The organism is Shewanella sp. MEBiC00475, assembly GCF_005234075.1.
Classification (GTDB): Bacteria; Pseudomonadota; Gammaproteobacteria; order Enterobacterales; family Shewanellaceae; genus Shewanella; species Shewanella polaris.
Genome location: NZ_CP039928.1, coordinates 3,692,220 through 3,714,938 on the forward strand (window position 1 = coordinate 3,692,220; position 22,719 = coordinate 3,714,938).

Here is a 22,719-nt window from a genome sequence, read left to right on the forward strand (position 1 = left end):
ATTCAAACATTGATTTTATTGAATGATTACACTTGGAATGAATAATTCCTCTACAAGAAAGGATTGACCATGACTGAACATTCCCTCGGAATTGTGGGTTGGCGTGAATGGGGTACTTTTCCTGATATTGGCAACGAACGAGTCAAAATCAAAGTGGATACAGGGGCAAAAACATCCTGTTTACATGCATTTAAAATAAAACCGTTTCAAAAAAACAACCAAAAATGGGTAAGAGTCTGGCTTCACCCTGATCAAGATTCAGATCGTGAAGTTGTGTGTGAGTTTAGTGTATTTGATCGACGAGATGTCAGCGATTCAGGTGGTCATGTCACCAAACGCTACGTGATAAAAACACCTATCCTTATTGGTGAGGAACTTTTTGATATCGAATTGACGTTAACTAATCGAGATCACATGAAATTTAGAATGTTATTGGGACGTCGTGCATTAGCCGGGCGTTTTTTGGTTAATTCAGCAGAATCGTTTTTAGCAGGAGAATAACAAATGCACATAGCAATTATGTCGAGAAATAAAAATCTATATTCGACTAGTCGATTAAAAGAAGCAGCAGAAGCTCGTGGTCATATTGTTAATATTGTTGACCCATTAAAATGTTATATGAACATCAACATGAATGCGCCAAGTATCCATGTACGCGGTGAAGAACTACCAAAATTTGACGCCGTTATTCCGCGTATCGGCGCATCGGTCACCTTTTATGGCACTGCAGTATTACGTCAGTTTGAGATGATGGGAACTCATCCATTAAATGAGTCGGTTGCCATTACGCGCTCACGGGATAAGTTACGCTCATTGCAACTATTATCACGTAAGAATATTGGTTTACCAGTAACAGGCTTTGCTAACAAACCGGCAGACATCCCCGATTTATTAGACATGGTTGGTGGCGCCCCTTGTGTGATTAAGCTACTTGAAGGAACCCAAGGTATTGGGGTTGTTTTAGCTGAAACGCGTAAAGCAGCAGAATCGGTTATCGAAGCGTTTATGGGCTTAAAAGCCAACATTATGGTGCAAGAATATATTGCCGAAGCAGGCGGTGCAGATATTCGTTGTTTCGTGATTGGTGACAAAGTGATAGCGGCAATGAAACGTCAGGCATTACCAGGCGAGTTTCGTTCTAATCTGCATCGTGGCGGTTCTGCTAGCATTGTTAAGTTGACTCCAGAAGAGCGCTCAACGGCGTTACGTGCTGCTAAAACAATGGGGCTAAATGTTGCAGGTGTCGATATTTTACGCTCAAAACACGGTCCTTTAGTGATGGAAGTTAACTCATCTCCAGGTCTTGAAGGTATCGAAAAAGCCACCGGTATTGATGTCGCTGAAAAAATCATTCAATTTATCGAAAAAAATGTGAAACCTTCTAGTACAAAAACGAAAGGAGTTGGTTAATGGCAAAAAAGCACGAACCGTTCGTTTTCGGTGATGTTAGCGTAGCGGCAGGCACTCAACAAAGTGTCAAATTGCCCGCAGCAAAACTGTATAACGATACACCGATGGATCTGCACGTTGAAGTATTTCACGGCACTAAAGCGGGCCCCGTTTTATTGGTTTGTGCAGCCATTCACGGTGATGAGTTAAATGGCATTGAAATATGTCGACGCTTGCTCGGTCGTGTTAATGCTAAAACCTTAACGGGAACCTTGTTAATTGTTCCCATCGTTAACGTATTTGGTTTTATTCAACAATCTCGTTATTTACCGGATCGCCGCGACTTAAATCGCTGTTTCCCGGGCTCAGCTAAAGGCGCGTTAGCAAGTCGTCTGGCACATTTATTCAGTAGTGTTTTAGTTAAACGAGCGACGCATATTGTCGATTTACATACCGGTGCTATCCATCGAGATAATTTACCGCAGATCCGCTGTGATACCGATAATAAAGTGATGCTCGACATGGCAAATGCCTTTGGTGCACCGGTGATAATGTCATCAAAAGCACGTGAAGGTTCAATGCGTGGTTACGCTAATAGCCTTGATATTCCTTGTATTTTATATGAGGCAGGCGAAGCGCTGCGTTTTAGTGATATGTCGATTAAGTCTGGCGTCAATGGCGTTATCAATGTGATGCGCTGTTTAAATATGACTAAAGGCAAAATTAAAACTAAAAGTACCAGTGTTAATGCCAGCCGCAGTTATTGGGTTCGCAGTGAGTCAGATGGCTTAGTTAACATTAAGCTTAAATTGGGCGAGCGCGTATCCAAAGGGCAGGTGTTAGCCAATATTGTTAATCCTTTGGGTGGTGAACCATTGCCTCTACTTGCACCTACTGACGGGATTATTATTGGTAACAGTAATATTCCGGTGACGAATGAAGGTGAAGCCTTGTTTCATATCGCCCAATTTAGCGGTGATGAAATAGAAATTATCAACGATAACCTTGATGATTTTATGCAAGAATACGCTTAGTTTTTTGCTATAAACATGAATCGCGTTGGACTAACCCGACGCGATTCATTGATTATCCCTCATACTTTGTATCACACCGTTTAATTAATGACTCATTGACTTGTAAATTGATTTTTTCTTAGATAATCAAAAATATTAATTGCTCATATCCTTGTGTAACGCTTATCCTAAATTAACGATTTTAGAGGTGTTTTCATTTTGAAGAGGTTAATGTGGGTTTACAAACGGTAGAACTAAAACAACAAGACGATCATCAATTAATCTCCCCATCAAAAATCATTTGTATTGGTCGTAATTATGCCGAGCATATTCACGAACTCGGTAATGACATTCCTGATGATATGGTAGTGTTTCTTAAGCCAAACTCAGCCATTACTAACACCTTATGTAGTTACTTAGGTGAGCCCTTACATTACGAGGCCGAGTTGTGCTTTATGGTGAATAATGGTCATTTTAGTGCGGTTGGTGTTGGGCTTGATATGACCAAGCGTGAGCTGCAAACCAAGTTAAAAACCAAAGGTTTACCGTGGGAGCGTTCTAAAGCTTTTGATGGCTCGGCGTTATTCAGCGAATTTATTGCTATAACTGCAGATATAAAAGATTGGTGCTTTCAATTAACCATTGATAATGTCGTGACGCAATTAGGTCATCAGCAATTAATGATGTACCAGCCACACGCTATTTATAACGCCGTCAGTGAGTTTATGACCTTAAACGATGGTGACATTGTCATGACAGGCACACCTAAAGGCGTAGGTGTGGTGACAGAAAATGCTACTTTTGAGCTGAGCTTATGGGCTAATGTGCCATTTACTGTATTTGAAGCTGCACAGTCGGGGGATAAACCGATTGAACAGCTTTGTGGTAACCCAGAAATCGTTAAGCAATGGCAGGCAAAATAGCGTTAGGCCGTGAAATAAAGAATGCTCGAAAAAAATGACCATCTTATTAAAGAAGGTCATTTTTTATGAAGGCATTAAATTGGCTCGCTTAATTAATGCTATTTCATTAACGCTACGGCTTCCATGTCTAGCTCAATGTCAGTGCAACCTTTAGCGCAATAAATCCCAGGGGCTTTAGTACTTTTTGGTGCTTTTTTAGTGTTAGGCGGTAGTTGCAGCGTCAGCGGTTTACTACAGTCGCTGCAAGTTGCGCTGTTACCTTTGAGCATGCGTTTTATCAGGTTTTTTTGTTGATTAAACGATGCCAATGTTGGGTCATTAATCGCTGAAAAATCGAGTTTCTGGGTATCGCTCATGTCGGTTCCTATCTTTCTAGCTGATCTCGCAATAAAGCGAGATCAATCTATTTCATTTGGTCGATCATTTTACTTGGTCAATTGGACGCCAGCGTTGTAATGCTACCGGAAGGCTAACACCTTGTGCCGTTAATAAATTAACTCGGGCCAAATAAGCTGCGCCATGCATTAAGTGTTTGGCTAAGTCTACTGCATGACGCTGGGTGTAGTCATCTAAATAACTGCCTTTAGCCCATGCGTTAAAGGCGCCGAGTGCCGGACCTGCCCAGATTTGATAATCCATCTCGCGACCAAGCTCACCAGTGTTTGACCAACGGCTTGATAAACCTAAATACCAGCGGAAAATTAACGCCATTTTACGTTTAGGATTATTTTTAGCGCGCGCAATTTGTTTTGGGTCGCGCTCATTGAAATGCGCTACCGTGCCAGCCCAAATATCATCCAGGCTTGAGCGGAATACTTGTTTTTCAAGCTTTTCACGTTCCTCGCTTGGAATCGCTTCAATAGAATCATAGCGGGTATATATTTCATATAACTTGTTGGCGCGCATTGGAAATAAAGTGCCGCGCTTTACCACTTGCAGCTTCACGCCCATTTCGAACATATCGGCAGCAGGTGCCATAGTCACATCGGCCATTTCTGTGGTGGCCAGTAATTTACGAGTATGCTCGCTGGCTCCGGCTTCGACACAGGCTTGGTTGATTGAACCGGTAACAATGTAGGCTGCACCCATATGAAATGTCGCCAGTGCTGCGTCAGGCGTGCCAACACCACCACCGGCACCAACACGAATAGGGGTCTTATACTTGTATTGTGCTTGTACTTGATCTTTTAATGCCAAAATAGTGGGCAATAAAGTGACTAATGGTCGATTGTCGGTATGACCGCCTGAGTCTGCTTCAGCAGTAATATCATCAGCCATAGGCACTAGCTGAGCCAACGCCATTTGCTCTGCGCTGATAAGTCCTTCATCAACCAACTGTTGCAGTATTTTAACAGGTGCAGGCTGCATGAATTTAATCGCCACTTCAGTACGACTGATTTTCGCAATCACTTTATTGTCTATTTGCACATCACCGTTTGCATCACGGCTTAAACCGGCTGCACGGTAATAGACAATTTGTGGGGTTAAACCTAAAAAGGCAGAGGCCTCAACAGTGCGCACTTTGTGCTTTAAAAATAGCTCGACACTGCCACGTTCAAGTGCGGGTTCACTTGGGCTGTGGATTAAATTAAACGCATAAGGCCCGTTTGGCAGCGCGGCTTGAATGCGGTTAATCGCTTGTTCAACTCGAGATGGAATTAACCCTGCTGCGCCAAATGAACATAAAATACCAGCCTGACCTAACGCAATAACCAGTTCTTCAGAAGAAATACCATTGGCCATTGCGCCAGCATGATAGGCGAATTTTACCCCATGCACGCGGCGGAAATTACTGTCACCTAAGCTTTGGGTGCCAAGGGCAGGGGCAAATGCGCTGACTGGCAGAGCATTTGCTGCAGTAATAGCATCGGTTACGACTTGGGCTTGCTGAGCAACCCCTAAGCCTTGTTGTGTGTCGTTAACCACATAACACGCTTGTGATAAATCTTTAAGCTTCTTATCCATGCCTACAGGGTCAAAACTGACGTGTTGCTGGCTAACTTGCCATGGCCAAGGAGAAAGCTTTTCGTTATGCACTTGAGTTGTCATTATTATTCCTTTTTGGCCTAAGCTTCTTCAATACAGATGGCGATATCTTTGACTTCATAAATACGCAGACCATCTTTACTGAGGTTTGCGTCGCCTATTATGATGCGTTTACCGTCTTCATCTTTTACTGCACTGATATGTACATCAAGTGACATTTGTTTGTTCAGTGGGTTAATTTGACCGCGATATTTCCATTTAATATCCGACAATATTTGGCCGAACTTTGGATTAGTGAAACCTTTACCTAGGTCTGTGCTGATGGCGTAAGTTTGCATTAACTCGATCACGGCTTCAACACCTAATGAACCTGGCATCACAGGATCTTGATGGAAGTGGAATTGGAAGAACCAATCACTAGGGTCAATAGTGCGTGACGCAGCAAGATAGCCTTTACCGTATTTTCCGCCTGCTTCAACAATTTCAGCTTTGTCGATAAAGTTAAGCTGGCCACCCGCTAAACAATAATGCGGTTGGCTAGTTGGCGGAGTAAACACCCGTGACTGTTTATCCAGTAAATTAACGCTAATGTCAGCAGCAACATTATTGTCAACATGCCATGGTTGGGTTATTTTGCCGTTATCTATGCCGAGCTGGTTTTTAAGCGCATCACCTTTAAAGTAACCAAATACCGCGCTACCCGTGTAAAACGGCTCGTTATCGACACTTAACTCAAAGGTGAAGCTTTGAATAATGTTACTGCCAGCAATGACAGTTGATAATAGCTTTGAATCATTGACGATAGTTTTACCGCGTAAATCCACATGACGTAATAATTTTCCGCCACCGTCTAAGTTACGGAAAAATAGCTCTTGCCCAGGAAAACCTAGGGTGGTGCCCATGTAGCCAGAAATAAAGCCATTGGGTTGTAATGAAATTTCCATTAACACCGAATAAGGCATTACCGCTTGATGGCTGTTTTTAGCAAAGTACCAAGCATCTGCCGGCACTTCGTATTCTGCTATACACGATGATGGCTTTTTCAATTCGCCGCGTTTACCGTTAATTTCAACCACGCGAGTGGTTAACTGTAAATCACCACAAGGTGTGCGCGGCGGGATAAGTCCGCGGTAAATACTAAAGTCAGGGCCAAAGCATTTTTCGATATCGCCAGTAGCAAACTCAAACATATGGTATGGGGTAAATGGCACTGTATCTGGCACGCGATTGGCGTACTTTGAATCGGCACTGACTATGGGCGCTTCAACGTGTTTTAGTGGAATAACGCCTTTGTTAGTCGGGGCGTTTAAATCTGGAATTTGCGCCATTAACGGCGCTTTGTTAGCCATCACTTTACTGCTAGCGTTTGAATCAACGGCAGGGCTAGCGTCTAATGAGATAAGCGGATAACGAGTACATTCGGCATCTTCTTTAATCATCACCCCCAAGTTTTGGAAATCGACCACGACTTTACCATTGAGTAAAATATCAATATTTGCTTTGGCATAAGGACGGGGATGAATACCGATTTCAGTCACTTCCATGCGATAAGTCAGCTCAGCCGTTTGTGGTAACACTTGGCCCCGACAGCGAACTTTTTGCGAAGCATTTTCCAATGGTTGGAATCGACCATTCTCGACTAGAGTATGCATGCCAATGTGGATCATAAAGAACTGTAATAGTTGGCCACAACCTTCGGCCATTAACGAACCGGCCATCACTTGGTCGCCTTGGAAATGACAAGGGAAATACCAATGGTCTGGCGCAATGTGTTTATGACCTTCGAGTAAGCCTAAGCCCCACGCGCCACCTTGTGTTTGTAATTGACTCACTCGCTCAATCATTAAGAACTTTTCTGAGGCAAAACAAAGCGATTTTTGTATTCCAGTTTGCAGTTGGTGTGCAACATGTTCGCCGCCAAAACAGCTGCCAATATCGCCAGTCAATAAATGATGAATTTGACTATAATCAAATGCCGTTTGGCTACAGTGTAATAATGGAGTGAAGGTCGGCTTATTTGGATTGTTGAGCACTTGTTGACGATGTTTTATTTCATCTTCAGTTTGAATAACCCCTTTACCATCGGCCAACTCTTGGTCGGTAAAGAAGCCTGCACAGCCACCATCCATTTTTAGGATCATCTTGTCGCCTACGAAACACTCGTAAGAGAAAAAGAATAATAACGTGTCACCATTGCTGGCAAAGTTATTGATTTTTATGTCGTAACGCAGTGTGTCGCCGCCACGAGGTAAATCGGCTAAAAAGGTCAAAGTACAATCTAATAAGCGATAAACTCGTTCGCCTTTGTTTTCAAAGTCGATACCTAAATAACTGATCAACATTAAATCGCACTGACCCGACTCTACCGCTACAGCCCAAGGAATTTGACCATCCACTAAATACGGCGCATCGACGGGAATGTCATATTCGGTGGTCATTGAACACGGTTTGTATTGATTCATGGTGGCATCGAGTTTGGTCACACGCGACACTAATAAATAATCTGTGGTCGGTAGGCGAACTCGGCGCGAGTAACTGTCGATAATGGCGTAATCTGGGCCAAACACCTTAGCGATATCGCCTTCGGCATATTCAACTAAATCAGCATAATTCCAAATACACGGTTTATCCGCTGGAATAGGCGCAGTGTAAGCTGGCACACAAGCATGATTAGGTTGGATTAACCTAGCTGGGCTAATTGCTTCACTCTTAACCGCTGTTTGAACCGCAGCATTAACCGCATAAGTATTAGCCGCCGGAGACGCGACTTGAGTCGCGGTTGGCTGATGGCTCAAACCGGCTAATTGGGACCGTAATAAACAGTCTGCCACTTTCAAACCAGTATCACGGCTGGCTAAATAAGCTAAATGCGCTTGTTGTACTAACCACTGATTTTGTTGGAATGCCGTTAAATGTGCTGGTGGAATCGTATGATTTATCATACTGGCAACCCTTGGTTGCTTTGGAAACGTTTTATCGGGCATATTTTCTGACATAAGAGGCTCGGCGATATTCTCGCTATTATTGACGCTAAGAGGGCTATTATCACCAATAGTTGGTTGCTTACTTTCAGTGGAACTGACCGCACTAGGGGCGATATCAGCACATTGATTGATAATACTGTCGAGGGTATCAAGTGGGCTGTCGATAATGTGTTGGTAAATATCGCGACCACCTAAACTGACTTGTTTAATTAAACTTAACTTACTGCCCGTGGCGAGTTGTTGAGTTAAATTATTACCCAGTCGAGCGTGCAATGCGTGTTGTTGCGCCGCAGAAACCGACAGATTAACTTGTGAGTATTGATTGTCGCTACTGGTGAATACACTGGCATTGATAGACGGTTTGTCGATGTGGCGAGTTTGCACTAAACCGTGCAGCAAACTGGCCATGCCTGAAGCGGCAAATGTATGACCGAGAATATCATGGGCTTTACTCAATAACGGTGCTGAGCTGACCGCTGTCGCAGCATCAGTTAATCCTTGGGCAAACTGTTGACCTTGAGTCGATAATATACATTCCGGCGATTGGTTTAACTCAACAATGTCTGCCGATAACTCAGTTGGTAATTGTGTTGGCAATTGTGTTGGTAATTGTGACAATGGCGTAAAGTTAACGCTGTCGATACTGGCGTAACTATCAAGCTGAGAGTGTGCTGCACTGGTTTGTTGCAGCACTAGCGCGCCAGCCCCTTCACCCACTAACCAATCGGTTGAACGCAATCCTTTAGCGTTAAGCTTGGCGGTATTGAACAACATATTTTCAATACTGCCAGACAGGTCAACCGCGGCAATAATAATTGCATCTAATGGCTCTTGTAACGAGCCTAACGCAAACAGGTTTTGCGCCACATCAATACAGCGGTTAACTGACTGTTCGCCCGCAGAAATCGTAAATGCTGGGCCGTTGAAATCCCATAGTGAGGCTATCCGCGACGCCATAATATTGCCAATAAAACTGGTGTATTGGTTAAGCTTAGCGGCGTCGAGCACACTGTCCATCGCAATGGTTTCAAGGCTGTCATATTCTGCTGTCGATAATTGAATACCTTGAGCGTTAAGGCTTTGAGCTATTTGGCTGTGTAAGTTTACTCGACCACGGAATTGATGCAGTTCAAGTTCGGTTTCCATGGCGACTAATACCGCGACTTTACTACCTGGCGTTAGCTTGGCATCGGCGATAGCTTCATCGGCGACTTTGATCAACAGTAGTTGTTGCGAGATCAGGCGATCATCTTCATTGGGTGGCACTTTAAAACGCAAGAAATCAAAATCGAACCGATCGATATACGCGCCTTGCGGCACTTGGGTGATGCCATATTGGGCTAATAGCTCAGGATGTTTATCTAAGCCTTTCCAGCGCTGAGTGGGTAGCGGGCTAAAGATGGCTTGTTTGGCGATGATTTTTTTCGCCAGTGCATCAATACTGCTGCATTGACCAAAATGCGCCGCCATGCCGGTAATGTGCATTGGCGTTTCTGCATCAACTAACACTGTGCTGCGAGTTTGAGCGTTTTTGTTCTGAGTATTATTACTTAGAGAATTATTATTTTGAGAATGATTGTTCAGCGTCTTGTCAGCGACGGCTTTAGCTTGATACGACTCAAGTAATAAATGGGCGTTACAACCGCCAAAACCAAATACCGATAAACCTGCATGACGGGCTTTATTGCCAACTTTATCGGGCCAAGGTAGCACTGCATTTGGCAAAGTCGCTTGGCCAAATAAGCCATTAGGTGAGGCGATAGGGGCACTGATATTAATACTCGGTGGCAACACGCCTTCACGCATCGCAAAAATCATTTTCATGATCCCCGGCATGCCTGCTGCTGTGAGTAAATGGCCTAAATTGGATTTTGCGGAACCAATTAATGGCGTGGCGCTGCCTTCAAGTTTGTCTTCAAAAAAACGTTCCATTGAAGCTAATTCAACTTTGTCGCCTAATGGTGTCCCCGTGGCGTGACATTCAATCACTTCAATACTGGCAGGCGTAATGTTAGGGTCAATTGCGGCGGCATCAAGATAAGCGCGCTCGAATGCTTGTACTTGGCCTTTAATGTTTGGGCTTAATACAAACTGGCCTTTGCCATCGTTTGATAAGCCAATGCCACTGACCAAAGCATAAATATGGTCGCCATCACGCTCGGCATCTTCAAGGCGTTTTAGCACTAAGACTCCAGCACCTTCACCGGCGAACAAGCCTTTACTGTTTTGATCAAACGGAGCTGAAATTCCGTGGTCCGGGTAAGCATGAAATATCGAAAAGCCCATATTGATAAAAAACGGATCGGCTCCCGACACTGCGCCAGCCAGCATCATGTCTGCTTTGCCGGTATGCAAGTAGTCGCAGGCTAATTTTAATGCGTAAACCGAGCTCGCACAGGCGGCATCTAAACTCAGTTGCGTACCACCTAAGCCCAAAGCATCGGCAACGATTTTAGAGGCGTTATGGGCAATGGCACCATTACGCAAGTTAACCGTTTTAGGCGCTACATTATTATTGTTATTGGCATTTTCTGCGCTATTGCTTTGCGATGCTTGATTAAACGATTGCAGATTAAAGTTTGGCTGCTGGAGTTTAGTCTGTAAGGCTTTTTCGACCGCGCTGTGATAAAGCGGCACAAATAGCTCGTTAGACTTGGCAGTCGGGAACGATAAAGTGCCCATGACAATGCCGGTGCGTTGCAGAACGTTATTGTTAAGGTCTATACCCGCGTCGGTTAACGCATTTCGTGCGGTGTCGGTTGCCCACAAGAAACTGTCATCCAAACCAGTAAATGCGTCGGGCTCAATACGATAACCTTGAGGGTTAAATTGAAAGTCTTGAATGTAGCCGCCTTTATCACAATAAAAACGGTCCGATTCGCCTTGTACACCCAAGTAGTCGCTCGGTGAAGCATTGAGTTTGCTAGCACTGATTTGGCTGCGAGAATCTTTTTTATCTAATAAGTTTTGCCAAAATTTAGCGGGAGTATCCGCGTCGGGATACTGATTGGCTAAACCGACAATGGCTATTTTAGGGGTGGCTTGAGAACTCAATGAGGTTCTCCTTCTAATGATGTTTCACTGCAACGAGACAGTGGTGAGCCGTCGGCTATTGCCGTCTGCTGAGATAATGAGCTAATTGCATCGTCAAGGCTGCGAATAAAGGGGGTTAATGACATCGGCACTCGATGCGCCATTAATTGTCCCAAACACTTGAGTAAACTGCTGACATCGTCGCCGCCTTTGGCATTAACGGCAACGGCCATTGCTGGAGACGTGTTGTTACTTTGAGCATTGATTTTGTCAATTAAGGTGGTGGTTTGTCTATCGGCTCCGACTTCAACAAATAATCGACAGCCTTGATCTCGAGCATTGTGGATTAATTGAGTAAAATCCAGCTGATGACAAAAAGTATCGGCAATCGATTGTGCAATAGCGTGTGAGTCTAACGTGACAGGCGCAACTTGAGCCGCCGAGATAAACTGTAAATGTTCGGGTAAGTTTGCCAACAGCGCTTGCAGATAAAATTGCCGTACATCGTCGGTAATATTCAGTGCGGCTGGTGTATGCATTGCCGTAATTCGATTGGCTGCAATACCGCGTTTACCTGCTTGTTTTAACAATGCTTTACAACTGGATTCACAACCTGCGATAACACATGTATCGCCTTGGATGATGGCAATATAAGCACGCGGGTAATCCGCTAAATGGGGCGTGAGTTCGTCAATGCTGGCTCGAGTCACAAAGCTGTTCCACACAATGGTTTCGTCATCGGCTAATTGCCATTGTTGACGAACGCAGCGAAGCTCGCCTGAAATATCTTGGGTAAAGATACTGCTATTTTGGGTTGCTTCAATCATAGTGTGTGGTGCTTGCCAAACATCTAGACTCGCCCACATGGCCGCTTCGCCCATGGAGTAACCCAAGGCAAACTTAGGTTCAATGGCAAATTCTTGCTGCAACAGTTTGGTTAACACATAACTGGCGCCCACACCGGCAATGGCTAATTGGCTCAAACTCATTTGTGCGGTACGGTTTTTATCTGCCGCGTAAATAAACTCGGTTTGTAACATCGATTGCATGTCACCTTGGTTTTCGAGTTCTGCATACACATTGGGGAAAACCAAGCCCATTTGACTGAGCATGTTTGGATACACAGTACCGACACCAGGATAGACAAAACTTAAGCCATGATCACCCAGCGGTGCGGAATAAAAACAACTGCCAGCAGGGGTTTTATATTCTATCGATGGCTTATCGCTAACGTCTGACTGAAGATGAGTCGACATCGTTGCCAACATCGCATTAATTTCTATGATTAATCCGTTACGATCCTGCGCCATTAATACTAAAGCTAGGGGCGCATCAGTTTGATAATCGGCCAATGTACTTTTGATAAGTGTAAGTAAGCTGACATCGTCTGTCGCCGAATTGACCTGCGCAGAAAAAGCCATCAGTTTAGTGTGCAGTTGCACCAATGAAGTGGCACACAGTGGCAGCCATAAACGTTGGGGATTAACCAATTGCTTTGAGGCGACTAATGCACGCCCTTGGGTCAAGATCATTGCCTGAACACCGTTGGCACTTGGGTAACATAACGCTGCAACTCGACTTTGGTGAAGTGGGCTAAACCAATACTGGCTGTTGACCTTGTCCTGTGTTGGTATACAACGACTGGCGATAGACTCTACTAAGGTGGTCATTGCGACCAATGCAGTTTGTGCATTATTGGCAGTATTGGATTTTGCATTGCCATCTAACGCGACAATCTGCGGTTGAGTATGTAAACGTTTTGCATGATTCAGCGCGAGGGTGATTGCTTCAGCCTGATTGCTACCAAGTGCAACACCATTGAGATAAGCGTGCGCATTGACGCTATTTTTCGCGGCAAGTAGCCCTGGCATTATCCACAACCGATCGGCAATATTGATCATTTCATCGGTAGTGGATGATAGCCTCTCTATGCTGTGCAATAACGCCAGTTCAAAACTGTCGCCACGCTGAGTATCAATCGCAACGTGGTGCTCATTAACCGAGTTGATATTTGGTTTGCTCAGCAACAAAGCCAAGCGCATTGGCTTGGTTTGTTGCTGCAAAATACGCTCACTAATGGGTTTTAGCACCATGTTATCTGCGGCTGTCACACTGTGTCCTTGTGTGAAAGTTCAGCAGAAGCTTGATGTGGAATAAATGCCCCATTCAAACTCTTACTAATGGTCACTTTAGCATTGAGCATTTGGCAACTCAGGCGGCCGTCTTGATGATATAAACTCACGTTAGCCACTAGCATTCTGCCGCTGTGTTTAACCACATCAAGTTGAATATAACCTTTATCGCCATTTGCAAATGGCCAAGCAGTAACACACTCACCGGTTGATGACGGTAAGCTTGCGGCATCGTATTTTAGTCTTGCCCATACCAACATGGCTTGTAGTAGCAAATCTTCAGCGAAAATTTGGCTACCACCTAATGCCGATGACGGTATAAAACCTTGGCAATCGCTGGCATTAATGCTCGGCAATTGAACCTGACACAATAGTTGAGCGTCATCAAATGCCAACACTTGAGCAATGCCTTGCAACCGCGGACCATGAAACAAGGTTCCATTTTGGTACAGTTCAGCGCCTGAATACAATGGTGCCATGTTAGCCCATTGAGCCAAACTGCTGTCGCCAACAGTGGGTTTAGCAACATCAATTGCCAATATTGCTTTATTGATCACCAATTGAGCTTGGTATTGCGGTTTCATGACTGCGCTAGGATCGTTTAACAAACGAGAGGAGATCAGCGCGCTGATCCCTGCGTCAGTTTGCGTTAGTTCCAGTTGCAAAAAATGTGGCTCATTGGTGTCAAAAATAACCCCTTTAAGCAATTTGTATTCAGCAATACTGACAGGTACATGACATAAGGTTTCTGCCGCATCACGCATCCATTGCATGGCGCATACCGTTGGTAATACCGGATTGCCAGCAATACAATGATCGCTAACAAAAGGCATTTCAGCCGGGGTTAATACTCGAGTCACCGTCTGACTGATAATATCAGTAGCTGATGACTTAGTCGTAACTGCGTTAGCCGCAAATGCTTTAGTCACAAGTGTATTAGTAGCAAATGTCAGCGAACCCTTGGCAATAAGCAAAGCGTCCGCATTAAGCTTTTTTGCAGTGTTATCCTGCTCTGATGAACCTTGCATATCAGAGCCAATGAGCAGTTGTGCTCCTTGTTGGCTTAATAAACTGTGGGCAAATAACTCGGCACCTGCTTGTAGCGGAATAACGTAAACGCCACGTTCAACAAACATTTTCTTTAATGCTGAACTGACCATACCGCCATCCCAAGGGCCCCAATTAAAACTCATCACTTTAGCTTGCGGTAAGGTGTGTGCCAGTTTCAGTGCGGTTTTATTGAGAATTTCATTAGACATAGCGTAATCACTTTGACCGGTATTACCGTAAAAAGCGGCAGCCGATGAAAACAGCGCAATAAGCTTAATCTGTTGTGGGTCGAGTGCATTAATAATGCTAGCAAGCCCAGTCACTTTGGTGTGGTATACGCGGTTAAGTTCATCCAAGGTTTTATCTTGAATGTGCTTGTCGGCTAATACGCCAGCACCGTGAATAACCCCGTTAATGGTGAATGAGTCGCCCTTGGTATTAGTCAGGCTTTTAAGGCTGGCAGCTACCGCGGTGGCATTGCTGACATCCATCGAGACATATTGAGCACTGGCACCAACCTTGCTGAACGCGTTTAACGCAGCATCTATTTCTAGGCTGCTGCTAATTGGCCATACGAGTGCATCAATCTGTTTTGGCGTCGGCTTGTTGCCTTGAGATTGAATATAAGCGATGGCAGCGGCTTTTAACTCAGAGGCTTTTTTCCCTTGTGCCCAAGCCGGTAAGTCTTTGCCAAAATGTTGGCTACGACCTGCTAACACAAAATGTGATTGGCATTGTTTGGCTAAGGTGAGGGCGCATTCAAACGTTACGCCTTTTGCGCCGCCGGTGACCAAAATAGTGTCATTTCTGTTTAAGCTTGCTGGTGCGAACTGCTCGCTGGCATTGCCGGCAACTAAGGTTACTCGACCTTGGCTACTGATCCCCACTTCATTAATGCGGTCCGCGCTAGTATTGGCACCATCGATATCAAATAACTCTGCAACGATGGCATCGGCAAAGCTTGTAGTATCAATATTGTTGGCAATGTCTAATGCGCGGCAAAACACCTTTGGCCATTCATGGCTTAGGGTTTTGCTTAGACCAGATAAGGCTGCTTGGTTAAGCTCTGCTGTTGCTAGCTGAGTATTATCAAGATAACCAAATCCACCGTCTAAACGGCTCACGGTAAAGTAGCATAAACGCGAAGCTTGAGTTGGTTTGGCAAACTCAGCGTGAAGATGCTTAGCCCATAAAAACGCGTTGTCGACAGCGGCTTTTGCTGCAACAGTGCACGACATTAATTCGCTGCTGTTAGCGGTGGTTTGTGGCTGTAAATGAATAAAGCCCGCAATGGCATGTTCAGCGCCCAAGTCGGCCTTAATATCGGCAATCACTTGTGCAATTTGGGCATCATCAATGCTGCTCAAGGTGTAACTTTTAATATCACTGCTTAAGGGTGAATGTGCCACGGTAATGGTTTGTGGGTTACGAATAACGGCGACGGTTAATCCCTTTGCATTTAGCTTTTCAGCCAGTAAACCTGCATTGTGGCCATCGTCTGTGATGACAATACAAGAGTCTGTTGAAAAGCAATCTGCGAGTTTATCCGCCGCTGGTAACTTTTTTAGCGCTACCTCGCTGTGTGGAGGTAATGCTGCGGTGTTAACGTCAACCTTGTTTGCAGTTGATGCTGGTGCGACCGGCGCAATATTGGTTGCTGCAGGCAATTTGGTTTGCATGTAGCTAACGATTTCACCTAGGGTGCGACATTCAGCTAAATCTTCTGGGTTCAGTTCAGGCAAACCGGGTAGTTCGTCTTGCACTGTGCCTAAAATTTCAACACGTTTGATTGAGTCGATACCTAAATCGGCTTCCATGTCCATGCTCAGTTCAAGCATTTCTGCAGGGTAACCGGTTTTGTCGGCTACTACTGACATCATGGTGCTTAAAACGCTATCAGCACTTAATCCTGTTGTTGCTGGAGCAGATACTGGAGCCTCAGTGTTGGTTGCAGGCAATTTGGTTTGCATATAACTGACAATTTCGCCCAAGGTACGACACTCGGCTAAATCTTCTGGGTTCAGCTCAGGCAAACCGGGTAGTTCGTCTTGCACTGTGCCTAAAATTTCAACACGTTTGATTGAGTCGATACCAAGGTCAGCTTCCATGTCCATGCTCAGTTCAAGCATTTCTGCAGGGTAACCGGTTTTGTCGGCTACTACTGACATCATGGTGCTTAAAACGCTATCAGCACTTAATCCTGTTGTTGCTGGAGCAGATACTGGAGCCTCAGTGTTGGTTGCAGGCAATTTGGTTTGCATATAACTGACAATTTCGCCCAAGGTACGACACTCGGCTAAATCTTCTGGGTTCAGCTCAGGCAAACCGGGTAGTTCGTCTTGCACTGTGCCTAAAATTTCAACACGTTTGATTGAGTCGATACCAAGGTCAGCTTCCATGTCCATGCTCAGTTCAAGCATTTCTGCAGGGTAACCGGTTTTGTCGGCTACTACTGACATCATGGTGCTTAATACTGTATCAGCACTCAAGCCCGTTGTTGACGTTGCAGATACAGTTGCTACTGGAGCCGCAGTGCTGACTGCTGGCAGTTTAGTCTGCATGTAGCTGACGATTTCGCCCAAGGTACGACACTCGGCTAAATCTTCTGGGTTCAGTTCAGGTAAACCTGGTAGTTCATCTTGCACTGTGCCGAGAATTTCAACGCGTTTAATTGAGTCGATACCAAGGTCGGCTTCCATGTCCATGCCTAGTTCAAGCATTTCAGTTGGGTAACCGGTTTTATCGGCAACCACAGCTAACATAGTACGCTGAACGCTTTCTGCACTTAAGCCTGTTGCTGGCACTGTAGATGCAACTGATGCTGGCGCCACTGTGCTGGCAGCAGGCAGTTTAGTTTGCATGTAGCTGACGATTTCACCCAAGGTGCGACACTCGGCTAAATCTTCTGGGCTCAGTTCAGGTAAGCCTGGAAGCTCATCTTGTACTGTGCCTAAAATTTCTACACGCTTGATGGAGTCGATACCAAGGTCTGCTTCCATGTCCATGCCAAGTTCAAGCATTTCAGTTGGGTAACCGGTTTTATCGGCAACCACAGCTAACATGGTACGTTGGACGTTTTCAGCCGTTAAGCCTGTTGATGCAGGTGCAACAGCATCTACCGATGTTGATCCCGTTGACGCTACAGCAACCGAGTTGGCCGCTGGTAATTTGGTTTGCATATAGCTAACGATTTCGCCCAAGGTGCGACACTCGGCTAAATCTTCTGGGCTCAGTTCAGGTAAGCCTGGAAGCTCATCTTGTACTGTGCCTAAAATTTCTACCCGCTTGATTGAGTCGATACCAAGGTCGGCTTCCATGTCCATGCCAAGTTCAAGCATTTCTGTTGGGTAACCGGTTTTGTCTGCGACCACATTGAGCATAGTGTCTAACACTTGTTGCTGTGTTAGTCCGGCTGTTGGTGCAGAAACCGCTGCTGAGCTAACTTGCTGAGCGACAGGAGCTTGAACAGGTTGACTGGGTGTCGGTTGAGATTGAACTGCTTGAGCTGTTTGAACCGGAGCTGGAGCAATAGGTGCTACCACTGGCGAAGGTGTCGTTGTGGCTTGATCAACTTGGTTTGGCTGTACAAACGCAGGCTGTACTGATGGAGCAGGTACAGATACTGTTGCTTGTATTGAAGGTGTTACCGCTTGCCCTTGCAACATGGCTAATGCGGCTTGGTTTGCTTGTGCTTGCTGCGTTAAAAATTGGGTATGACTTTGCAATGTTTGTGCTTGATGCTGGTGGAACATCTCCATCGAACGTTGCAAGCTTTCTGGAATGGCTAATCCCGATGACGCCATTTGTGCTTGGGCTGTCATCAGGTGAGCAAAGGTGTCGCCATATTGCTGTGGTATGGCTAAAAACTGCTGATGTAATTCAGCTGTTTGTTGCTGCGCAGCAAAAAATGAACCGATACTATCGGCCGACGCTGGCACACTTGAGTTAACCGGTTGAGCTTTAGCTACAGGAGTCGTTGCCGCTAAAGGTGTGGCGACTGCAGAGGCTTGAGCTTGTGCTGATGTTGCAGGCACTTCAATGTATTCAGTTTTAATGACTTCTTTTTCCACAATCTTTTCCACAACTTTTTCGACAGGCACTTCCACTGTCTGGCTGGTAACGGTGCCAGTTTGCAATGATTTTTGCATTTTGGCTTGAGTGGCCGGACTAATATAATTACTCGCGGTCAACTTAACGTTCATCGGTGACACTTTTGCAAGTTCTGCGATAGGCGCTTGATATGGATCAACCTCGGTTAATGCAACACCTAATACTGCAAGCTGACAAGCCGCTTGGCGCAGTTGAGTGTCACTATTGCCTTTAGGATTTGGGTTCAAGCTCACTACACTGACTGATTCTGCTTTATTGCCTAGGGTAGCCTCCACCAATTTTTGGAGGATGTTTTTAGGACCAAACTCAACAAATACACGAGCACCAGCATCATACATGGCGTTTAGTTGCTCGCTAAAACGAACCGATTGCAGCATATGTTCACTAAATGCTGCTTGGATTGCTTTAGCATCGTTAGGATGTGCTTTACCTGTGCCATTGGCATAAAGGCTTAGTTTTGGCTTAGCAAATTTAATCTTATTGATTGCCGCAGCAAACGGCTGCTGCGCATGCGCCACTAATGGAGTGTGGAACGCACCAGAAACCGGCAGGGCGATTGCTTTAAAACCAAGTTCGGTGGTGATAGCTTGTGCCGCTAAGGTACATGACGCTGTTGGGCCTGCAATAACCAGTTGGGTTGGTGCATTGTAATTAGCCACCTTAACGCCTTCAAATGCACTAATGCACTGTTCAAGCTTTTCAACTCCGTGGTCAACAGATTGAGCTGGGACAATAATGGCGTACATTACGCCAGCGTCTTGATCTTTAGGTGTCGCCGCCATTGCTTGGCCACGAGCAAAGGCCAATTGGTAATAATCAGCTTGGCTAATGACGCCTGCTGCACATAATGCTGACAGTTCACCAAAACTATGGCCAGCAACCATATCGGCTTTAAAACCTGCTTGAGTCAATATTGCATATTGGCCCATGCTGACCGCGCCAATAGCACTCTGGGCATTGGCTGTATTGGTTAATGCTGCCTGTTGCGCGGCAATATCTTCGGCTTCAAAAGCAGGATTTGGGTACATGATTTGCGATAGTGGCGTTTGTTTATGTTGCGCAAATACCTTATCAGCTTGCATCAGTTGCTGACGCATTTCTGGATACAAACAGGCTAAATCGGCGCCCATGTTCAGATATTGTGCCCCTTGCCCAGCAAATAGTGCTGCCACTTTATGGCTTGCCGCTTCAGGATGAATCAATGCTGCTGCGCGATAACTGGTACCAGAAGGCAATTGCCAGCTGTCGGCAGTATTTGAGCTTAACTGCGCAAGCGCCTGAGTCAGCTGAATGGTTAAGTCTGCTAATGAAGCAACCACTAAACCTATACGTGCCGCATTAGGGGCGATGGTATTCAAGGCAAAACGTTTACCAAAATCGGCTAATACAATTTCTTGGCGATTTTGCTGTGTGGTATCAACAGCATTAATTTCACTTTGCAGTGCGGTTAATTGAGCCTGTAATGCTGCTTTATTTTCAGCATGGATCAATAGACTTTGTGGCACTGAACGTTGACGATACTTATCGCCTCGAGCATGTTCTTGACGATATTCTTCCAACACAATGTGGAAGTTGGTGCCACCAAAACCAAAGGCACTAATACCCGCGCGGCGCGGCGTATTGTCTGCACGAGGTAACCAAGGGCGGGTTTCGGTGTTTAAATAAAATGGCGAATCTTGAATGTTTAAATTTGGATTCGGTTTACTGACGTTAATGGTCGGCGGCAACACTTTATGATGCAAAGCCAGAGCCGCTTTAATCACTCCAGCGGTTCCGGCTGTCGATTTAGTGTGGCCAACTTGCGATTTAACAGATCCAAGAGCAATATGCTGTTGAGTGTCATTACCGTCGGCAAACACCGATTTTAGGCCATTGAACTCCGCAACATCACCTGCTGCAGTACCAGTACCATGGGCTTCAATTAAGCCAACAGTTTGCGGGGCAAAACCTGCATCATCATAAGCGCGTCGAAGTGCTTTAGCTTGGCCTTCAGGGCGCGGTGCATAAATACTTTTAAACTTACCATCTGATGATGAGCCAATACCTTTGATAACAGCATAAATTCGGTCACCATCTCGTTCGGCATCATCAAGACGTTTAAGCGCCATCATGCCAATACCTTCACCTATCATCATGCCTTTTGAATCAATGTCAAAAGGTTGAATGGTGTCGTTGGTGGTAAATGCCGGGGTTTTTGAAAAGCTCATGTACATAGAAGGCGAGTTATCGGTACACACACCACCAGTGAGCATCATGTCACTGCGGCCTTCAACTAACTCTGTAATCGCCATGCGCATTGCCGCTAAAGAACCTGCACAAGCTGCGTCAACCACGCAATTCATGCCGCCCAAGTCAAAGCGGTTAGCGATACGTCCTGCAATTACATTGCCGAGTGAGCCTGGAAATGAGTTCTCTTCCCAGTGGATATATTGATCCTGAAACTTCTTAATCAACATCTCCGTGTCTTCATCACTTAGGCCACTATTTTTAAATACTTTTTTGAGTATTGGGTACTGCAAGCGACCGCTGAGGCTATGATTGATTTTTTGACCACCGCCGACACCTAGTGTAATACCGATGCGATCGGTATCGTACTGTGCATCAATACCAGCATCAGCTAACACTTCTTTGGCGACCACTAACGATAAGAGTTGCGAGGTGTCTGTTAGTTCGAGGATATTAGGTGGCAGGCCAAATTCCATTGGATTGAAATCGACTTCAGGTAAAAAACCACCGCGCTTACAGTAGCTTTTATCGGCCATTGATTTATCGGCATTGTAGTAATCTTCGGCATTCCAATGGGTTTCTGGAACGTCGATAATCGCATCAATTTTTTCGCTGATTAAATCCCAAAACTTGTTTAGGTAACGTGAGTTAGCAAAAATACTTGCCATGCCGACAATCGCGACAGGCATGTCTTTTAAGCGTTTGTTTAAACGCTTATCTTTATTACTGGATTGGCTCATATGAGTCTCCGTTTGATAACTGAGGTTCAGTTATCTGGTGTTGGGATCCAGCTGCATCAATGGTGCTAGTGGATACTGCGGCTGGTTGACTTGCTCCAGGGAAACGAGCAAGAAAAGTGTGATAGTTCCGAACCAATAATTTACGTAAATGAAATGGTCCGTGCTTTAAGACATGCGTGATATAGCGATTACTCGCTTGGGTATGGCTGTCTTGATAAATATCGAGGTAAACCCAATCAGACTTAAAATCGACTCCAAGCAAAACAGAATAAGCTTGCTGCTCTGTTAATTGAGGCGGAATACTTAACGACACCACTTGCACTACATTGTCCGGATCTGGACTTGGCAGTGCCAATGTATCGGCTAAGGTCTTAGGGTTAACGGTATAGGTTTGTATATCAGCGCCCTGAGTAATCGGCAGCTGATTGAAGAATTTTTCTGGCACAAAAGGGCTGTCAAATTCGTCTAGTTTCGAGACCCCAAAACGTTTTAGGCAACGGGCAAGGCCGGAGCGAGAGACATTGGGGTTGATAAATTCTTGGGTGACTTTTAGTAGCCGATCTAAAGGCATTTTTAATTGATAACGCAAGCCCAGCATCACGTATTCTTCCATCGGAGATAGTGTGGTGTTGAGTTTGTGCGGGGTATTTGGGGTGTTATCGATTGAGTCACGTTTACGCCACTTACGTATTGTGGCTTCGCTGATATTGAGGATTTTGGATAATTGACTGACGCTGTAATCGGATTGCTGAATAAATTGACGCATTTCAGGCGTCGTCGTCGCATTACGGTGTTGAACCGTTTTTTGGCGGGGTTTGCCCTTAAATAGACCTGATTCTAAATGTGTTGTTATCTTTTTTGTCATCTAGACCGGGATTCCAAATAATCTATTGGGACTTCAGTTCACTCAAACTCGCTCGTACCTACTTAAGTTATACTCAAATCTGACTTAAATAAGTTAAATTTCGTTTAAATATCCATTTATGGTTTTTTTATCACAAAGCACATTACCTGAGGTTTCACTTCGATACAATCACCCGAGACTAAAAACGATATCTTAGATGTAAAAAAATATTTACCTAAGGAATGTGAGGAGCGACCACCTTCGCTCATTAGGGGAGAACAATACGTTA

The 22,719-nt window shown here is 45.0% G+C and carries 10 protein-coding genes; 4 read left to right on the top strand and 6 right to left on the bottom strand.

All coding sequences use genetic code 11. The features are described from left to right. The first annotated feature begins 69 nt into the window (after positions 1 to 69). The 4 genes from FCN25_RS16510 to FCN25_RS16525 all read left to right on the top strand — a co-directional run bounded on the left by FCN25_RS16510 (position 70) and on the right by FCN25_RS16525 (position 3,325). Positions 70 to 501, top strand: a complete 432-nt coding sequence (locus FCN25_RS16510; protein WP_137226505.1) for a RimK/LysX family protein — start codon at positions 70 to 72, stop codon at positions 499 to 501. 3 nt (positions 502 to 504) lie between these two features. Further along, positions 505 to 1,410, top strand: a complete 906-nt coding sequence (gene rimK / locus FCN25_RS16515; protein WP_137226506.1) for a 30S ribosomal protein S6--L-glutamate ligase — start codon at positions 505 to 507, stop codon at positions 1,408 to 1,410. Then, positions 1,410 to 2,423 carry a succinylglutamate desuccinylase/aspartoacylase family protein gene (locus tag FCN25_RS16520; RefSeq protein ID WP_137226507.1) on the top strand — a complete coding sequence of 338 codons (1,014 nt, stop codon included), beginning with the start codon at positions 1,410 to 1,412 and terminating at the stop codon, positions 2,421 to 2,423. Before rimK ends, FCN25_RS16520 begins: the two co-directional genes overlap by 1 nt. A 212-nt stretch (positions 2,424 to 2,635) precedes the next feature. After that, on the top strand, positions 2,636 to 3,325 hold the full coding sequence (locus FCN25_RS16525) for a fumarylacetoacetate hydrolase family protein (RefSeq protein ID WP_137226508.1): 690 nt from the start codon (positions 2,636 to 2,638) through the stop codon (positions 3,323 to 3,325). Between the two features lie 98 nt (positions 3,326 to 3,423). Here FCN25_RS16525 and FCN25_RS16530 read toward each other — a convergent pair whose 3' ends face one another. The 6 genes from FCN25_RS16530 to FCN25_RS16555 all read right to left on the bottom strand — a co-directional run bounded on the left by FCN25_RS16530 (position 3,424) and on the right by FCN25_RS16555 (position 22,451). After that, complete coding sequence (locus tag FCN25_RS16530; protein ID WP_137226509.1) at positions 3,424 to 3,681, bottom strand: hypothetical protein; 258 nt, start codon at positions 3,679 to 3,681, stop codon at positions 3,424 to 3,426. Positions 3,682 to 3,745: 64 nt separating this feature from the next. Next, positions 3,746 to 5,374 (bottom strand): eicosapentaenoate synthase subunit PfaD, encoded by a 1,629-nt coding sequence (pfaD, locus tag FCN25_RS16535; RefSeq protein WP_137226510.1) that lies wholly within the window; start codon positions 5,372 to 5,374, stop codon positions 3,746 to 3,748. Positions 5,375 to 5,391: 17 nt separating this feature from the next. Next, positions 5,392 to 11,349, bottom strand: coding sequence for a beta-ketoacyl synthase N-terminal-like domain-containing protein (locus FCN25_RS16540; RefSeq protein ID WP_175405890.1), 5,958 nt, complete (start codon positions 11,347 to 11,349; stop codon positions 5,392 to 5,394). Further along, the gene (locus FCN25_RS16545) at positions 11,346 to 13,439 is read right to left on the bottom strand and encodes a PfaB family protein (protein WP_137226512.1); all 2,094 of its coding nucleotides are present in this window, start codon (positions 13,437 to 13,439) and stop codon (positions 11,346 to 11,348) included. Before FCN25_RS16545 ends, FCN25_RS16540 begins: the two co-directional genes overlap by 4 nt. After that, positions 13,436 to 21,586 (bottom strand): type I polyketide synthase, encoded by an 8,151-nt coding sequence (locus FCN25_RS16550; protein WP_137226513.1) that lies wholly within the window; start codon positions 21,584 to 21,586, stop codon positions 13,436 to 13,438. The genes FCN25_RS16545 and FCN25_RS16550 overlap by 4 nt, the downstream gene beginning before the upstream one ends. Then, complete coding sequence (locus FCN25_RS16555) at positions 21,570 to 22,451, bottom strand: helix-turn-helix domain-containing protein (protein WP_137226514.1); 882 nt, start codon at positions 22,449 to 22,451, stop codon at positions 21,570 to 21,572. Before FCN25_RS16555 ends, FCN25_RS16550 begins: the two co-directional genes overlap by 17 nt. Positions 22,452 to 22,719: the final 268 nt, after the last annotated feature.